Genomic DNA, 4,833 nt, shown 5'->3' on the forward strand with positions numbered 1-4,833 from the left:
TGCTTCGACCACATCACCGGCTCCTGACCTGCCGTGGTCAGGAGCCGGTCTCGATGGTGACGGGGACTTCCAGCGGCACGGTCCACTCGCTGCCCTTGGACCTGGCGGTGATGCTCAGGCGCACCGGCTCGTTCGCGTAGTCGCGGTGCCAGGCGTCCGTGGTGGTCGTCGACCAGGGCGGCGGGGTGGTGGGGGTCAGGCCGTACCGTGTCCACTCGCCGATCGCCAGCTGCTGCGGGGCGACCGTCCGGCCGGTGTCGTCGCGTCCGTCCGCGCTGAACTTCCACGGCCCCCAGATGTGGGCGCGGACCTCTTCGGGAGTCGGAGCGCCGGCGAGCTGGGGCCCGTCGCCGCGGTGCGGGTTGTCGTTGCGCAGGGCCGCGGTGATCTCGATGGTGCCGTGGGACAGCAAGCCGGGCGGGCCTTCGAGGTGGACCCCCAGCATGGCGGTGGAGCGAGCCTCGTTGGCCACGACCGTGCAGCGGAAGTGCGGGGTGAGATCGGCGTGCAGGCGCTGCTGCTCGATCCGGGACAGGGTCTGCGCGGCCCCGTTGGCGTTGCGCGCGGCTCTCCAGGAGCCGATGGCGGCAACGGCAGCGACGACCGCGACGGCCAGAGCCAGGGCCGCGATCGTGTCGGTGGTGGTCATGAGACAGGACGCTATCGCCACCGCCCGTCACAAGGTCAGGGCCCTGGAGATATGGCCATCAGTAGGGGACGTCGTCCAAGGTAGGGCGATGAGCGCACTGCGACCCGGTGACATCACCGACGAGATGATCCAGGCCGTGGACACGGCCAAGCGGCAAGGACTGCAGAAGGATCTGCGCGCCCTTGCCGCCAACATCCGCGCCGACGCCGAAGGCCGGTACGACAGCGCGGAACCCGGGTGGCGTGCCGGAGTCGAGTGGGCGCTGCTGTGGATCGAGAACACCGCCAGCCATCTGACCGAGGGCAGGCCGGGCGCCGGGGCCGGCGGCCGGGGTCAGGGTGTGTCGCCGGAGTAGTAGAAGCGGCACACCACACCCGGGCCGCCCGACGGGCGCGGGTCGTCGGGGCGCGGGTCGTACAGCGCCCGGCCGCCAGGCCACCGCCCCAACTCGGTCATCAGGGCGACGCCGTCGTCTATCTCTTCCGGCCGCCAGCCCGTGATGTCGAGCAGCAGCCCGTCCAGCGGCCCGCCGACCAGCGCGGCGTACGTCTGGTGCGGCAGCGGGCCCGGGTTGGGGGCGTCGTGGTCGCAGCCGTACACCCGGCCGCGCAGCAGCTGCTCGTCATCGGCGTTCATCCGGCCAGCCTCCCAGCCACCACCGACAGCGGAAGGCCGGCGGCGGCAGATAGTCCGGCCACTCCCGCCGGACGGGAGAGGGCGAAGGGGCTCTCCCGTCCGGCGGGCGTCAGGCGCAGGGCAGACGGTCGGGGACAATCCAGTCGATGCGCACCCCGCGGCGGATCAGCGCGGTGAGGCTGTCGACCCGGCGGGCGGGCGGCTGCTCCTGAGTGAAGCGGCGCAGCGCCCGGTGTACGCCGTCGCGCAGTTGGCCGTCGGTCAGCGTGGGCGCCTGCTCCTGGAGGTCGTCGAGGAGCTGCGCGGCGCGGGCCGCGCGGGACAGCGCGGCATCCGCGAGCGGTCCTTCGGCGAAGCCGTCGCGGACGTACAGGCCGGGCTCGATGAAGGTCATGGTGACGATCCTTTCCGCCCGGCCCCGCTGGTCTCCCGGTTGGAGACGCGGTCGCGGGACCGAGCAGGCGGGAACGTAGAGCACCGAGTTCGTTAGCGTCGCGTCCTGCGTCTTCGGCCGCCTCCCGCGCCGCGGCCTCCTCTGCCTCGCGGCGCGCAGCGCGCTCAGCCTCTGCCCGGTCGAGGTCCTCCTGCTGGCACGGCCCGCACAGGTTGTCTCCGGTGCTTCGCCATGAGGTCCGCCGGATCTCCTGCCAGCGTTCGTCGGTGAACTTCGTCCCGCAGCGGGTGCACACCGGCCGCTGCGCCTTCCGCTGCACGTCACCGCGCCTCACGCCGGGGAGCGGAGGCGACGGTAGGACGACGGGCCTGTGGACAGGACCCAGCGGCCGTGCGCCGATCCCGCTCTCCGCCGCCAGCGCGGCGGCCCCGGCCGACGCGCAACCAGGTGCGCGCCCCGGTCCCCGTGGCGGTCCGCGCGCCCTTCCCACCCGTCCCTTTCCTCCTTCACTCCAGCCAGGGGACATGGGCAGAGCGGCCGTAACGGGGATGTCAGCGGGCCGACCACAACAAAACTGCGTGTTGACCTGCACAGAAACGGCAGCAGTCCGCAGGGTCGCGCAACAGTAGGCGCAGCGTCCTGGCGCAACAGAAGACGCGTCCGACAGGCGCAACCCTTACGCGGGCTCTGCACCCGACCCGTCTCACTGAACCTTGACCGGTCTCACCGAACTTTGAGCGTGTTGCTGCCGGCACGCCGAAACCGTTGGGGATCGTGAGGCCATGGACTTCATCCCCCCAACTGACAGGCACTACTGCCTCGATCCGTGGTGCGAGAACCCGGACCCGGATCTCATCCCAGACGCCCTGTGCGGCTGCCACATCCTCACCGAGACCGAGCTCGAAGAACGGAAGAAGAAGTACCTCCAGGGCCAGCACGAGCGCCGTGAAGGCGGTGATCAAAGTTTGATGAGACCGGTCAAGGTTCAGTGAGACAGGGCACGTCGGCCCCGCCCAGGCGTGGTGGTCGGGGCGCGGCCAGGTGTGGTCGGTCCCGTGGTCGGCCTCATGGTCGGGTCTGGTCGCCCCGACCATGGCGGTCCGGGTCCGAGGTCAGGCGGGTGTGACGGTCGCGGTGTACGGGGCCTCCGCCGACGGCGGCGTCTCCGTCCAGGGGCTGGTAACCCGCCAGCCGTCCGTCAGCAGCGCCCGGTCCGCGGCGGCTCCGTCGAACGGCTCGTCCGGACCGGCGCCGGTGCAGTAGCCCAGCGGACCCCGGTCGGGATGGTCGATGTAGACGTGCCAGTCGGTGTCGTACTCGGCTCGCACGGTCAGCTCAACACCGCGGTCGCGGTTCTCGTTCGCCATACGCGCACGGTAGAACGCGAGCACACCGGCCGGGGCCGGTTCACCGGTTCCGAAACCCTCACGGGGAGCATGCCGGTAAGCGGCTGCGCCGTACGCGGACGCGCCAGGCGGGCGGGGTGCGCGGCCGATCTACCGAGCCCGTCCGGGTCCGCGGCCGTGTTAGTCGGTGATGTGGTCGGGGTCGGGGAGTTCGGGTGGGAAATGCCTCTCCAGGATCTCGGCCCATCTGGGCAGCACCACGAAGCCCGTGGCATCGGCCTGCGCCTGGACCAGTTCGGCCAGGGCGTCGATGAAGGGCCGCGCGGCGGTACCGGCGGGCATCGCGGCGGCGGCCTGCTTGAGACGCTCGTGCGCGGCGGGGAAGACGCCCCTGGCCCAGTCCTCCTCTTCCTGTATCCGTCTGCTTCCTTCCTCCGCGTTGATGTGCATGATCGCGAGGGCCGGGCAGTCGGGGGTGTGCCAGGTATCGCGGACCGTACCGGCGTTTTTCAGGTACGAGATGCGGGTGTTGCCGCTGCCCGGCAGGACGAAGCAGTCGGTGCAGTCGTCGCGTTCCGTCTCCGGCACATCGCTCATCGCGGGCTCCCGTTTCCGGTGAGGAACGAGCCTGCCATCCCGGCCAGCGGGCGGCCAGGGGTTTCCCCGGCCGCTACGGGTGTCGGCGCTTGCCGTGGTGCCGGGTCAGCGGGCGTGACGGTGGTCGTAGACCGTCAGGGACAGGGCTCTCATCGCTGCGCCGGCCCGCTCGGCGTCCCGGCCCTGGTCGACGGCTTCCAGGGCTTCGGCCGCCGAAACCCGTACGGCCCGGGGCAGGCCGTCGAAGGCGGTAACCCGGTAGGCGACGGTACGGCGGGCGTCCCGTTCCTCTTCGCTCACCCCGCCGGCGATGAGCGGGAAGACCGCGGCCTGGTACGTGGCGATGCTCACGAAGACGGCGTCGGCGATCCCCTCCGCGTACCCGTCGGTCCTGGGACCGGGACCGGGCTGGAAGAAGGCCGTCACCTGACGGCGCGCGAGAAATGATCCGGTCCCCGCGCCGAGGCCGGCCGCGCCCCCGGCCGTCACAGCCGCCGCCCGGCCGCCCAGAAGAAGCCCCAGGCAGGCCCCGCCCACCATCGCCCCCGTCACCAGCACGAAGGTGACCAGCAGATGTATGCGGGCGGCGAACGACGGAGGTGTCATGCCGAGCAGTATGCACAGCCCGCCCCCGCCGTGAGCGGGATTTCCCGCGCGGGAGAGGGGGACTCCGACCCGTCGCCCGAGGTCAACGAATCCGCGATCGGCCGTTTCCGGCGGCAGTAGTCACCTACTCTTCATGAGTCTCGAAGGGGGTGACCAAATGGGTAAGAACCACTGTGCTGGCGATGACGCGGGGTGGGGCGTACGCGAGGACGCGGACGTCGGCTGGGGTCTGGCCAGCGCCGTGCGCTGACGCCTGAACACATCTGAAGGCCGACGGAGGCGAATCACGCCGCTGACGCCGTGACAGGTGGAACAGCTGTCCAAGACCGGGACGCGTTGGACCCGGCGTCGTACGGACAGCAGCGGGGCCGGACAGGACGCTTCCTGGCCAGGCCCCGCTTCCATGCTGTCAGCCCACTGCGCCCCCGCGATCCGAGCCAGTACGCCAGGTCGCCCGCACGAATGCGGCGCAGCCACCACCGACAGTGCCGGTCGGGATGGCCAGCAGCCGCGGCCTGGGGGCCGGGCCCGCAGTACTCAGCGTGCCTTCGGCAGCCCGGCCAGCAACCGGCGGTCGTCATCACGGCCGACGACCCCCCCCACCG

At 71.3% G+C, this 4,833-nt stretch carries 8 protein-coding genes; 2 read left to right on the plus strand and 6 right to left on the minus strand.

Annotated features, from left to right (window positions below):
* Positions 1-37: 37 nt before the first annotated feature.
* Entirely contained in the window at positions 38-649 is a 612-nt protein-coding gene (locus GA0115259_RS37455; RefSeq protein ID WP_093605021.1) for a hypothetical protein, read from the minus strand.
* An 88-nt stretch (positions 650-737) separates the two neighbouring features.
* Between GA0115259_RS37455 and GA0115259_RS37460 the strand changes: the two genes are divergently transcribed.
* Entirely contained in the window at positions 738-1,004 is a 267-nt protein-coding gene (locus tag GA0115259_RS37460) for a hypothetical protein (protein ID WP_093605023.1), read from the plus strand.
* On the opposite strand, the gene GA0115259_RS37465 is transcribed toward GA0115259_RS37460, so the two are convergent.
* Together GA0115259_RS37465 and GA0115259_RS39470 are read right to left on the minus strand one after the other, a co-directional pair.
* Positions 983-1,285 carry a hypothetical protein gene (locus GA0115259_RS37465; RefSeq protein WP_093605025.1) on the minus strand — a complete coding sequence of 101 codons (303 nt, stop codon included), beginning with the start codon at positions 1,283-1,285 and terminating at the stop codon, positions 983-985. The genes GA0115259_RS37460 and GA0115259_RS37465 overlap by 22 nt on opposite strands.
* Positions 1,286-1,394: 109 nt before the next feature.
* Positions 1,395-1,679, minus strand: a complete 285-nt coding sequence (locus GA0115259_RS39470) for a hypothetical protein (RefSeq protein WP_107469420.1) — start codon at positions 1,677-1,679, stop codon at positions 1,395-1,397.
* A 782-nt stretch (positions 1,680-2,461) separates the two neighbouring features.
* Here GA0115259_RS39470 and GA0115259_RS37475 point away from each other — a divergent pair.
* Positions 2,462-2,671 carry a hypothetical protein gene (locus tag GA0115259_RS37475; protein ID WP_093605029.1) on the plus strand — a complete coding sequence of 70 codons (210 nt, stop codon included), beginning with the start codon at positions 2,462-2,464 and terminating at the stop codon, positions 2,669-2,671.
* Between the two features lie 120 nt (positions 2,672-2,791).
* Here GA0115259_RS37475 and GA0115259_RS37480 read toward each other — a convergent pair whose 3' ends face one another.
* From GA0115259_RS37480 to GA0115259_RS40945, 3 genes are all read right to left on the minus strand, one after another.
* Positions 2,792-3,046 (minus strand): hypothetical protein, encoded by a 255-nt coding sequence (locus tag GA0115259_RS37480; protein WP_141716874.1) that lies wholly within the window; start codon positions 3,044-3,046, stop codon positions 2,792-2,794.
* Positions 3,047-3,205: 159 nt separating this feature from the next.
* Positions 3,206-3,622 (minus strand): hypothetical protein, encoded by a 417-nt coding sequence (locus GA0115259_RS40940; RefSeq protein ID WP_161230608.1) that lies wholly within the window; start codon positions 3,620-3,622, stop codon positions 3,206-3,208.
* 105 nt (positions 3,623-3,727) lie between these two features.
* On the minus strand, positions 3,728-4,228 hold the full coding sequence (locus GA0115259_RS40945; RefSeq protein WP_093605033.1) for a hypothetical protein: 501 nt from the start codon (positions 4,226-4,228) through the stop codon (positions 3,728-3,730).
* Positions 4,229-4,833 lie beyond the last annotated feature (605 nt).

Origin of the sequence: Streptomyces sp. MnatMP-M17 (assembly GCF_900091995.1) — a bacterium.
In the GTDB taxonomy this organism is placed as follows: Bacteria; Actinomycetota; Actinomycetes; order Streptomycetales; family Streptomycetaceae; genus Streptomyces.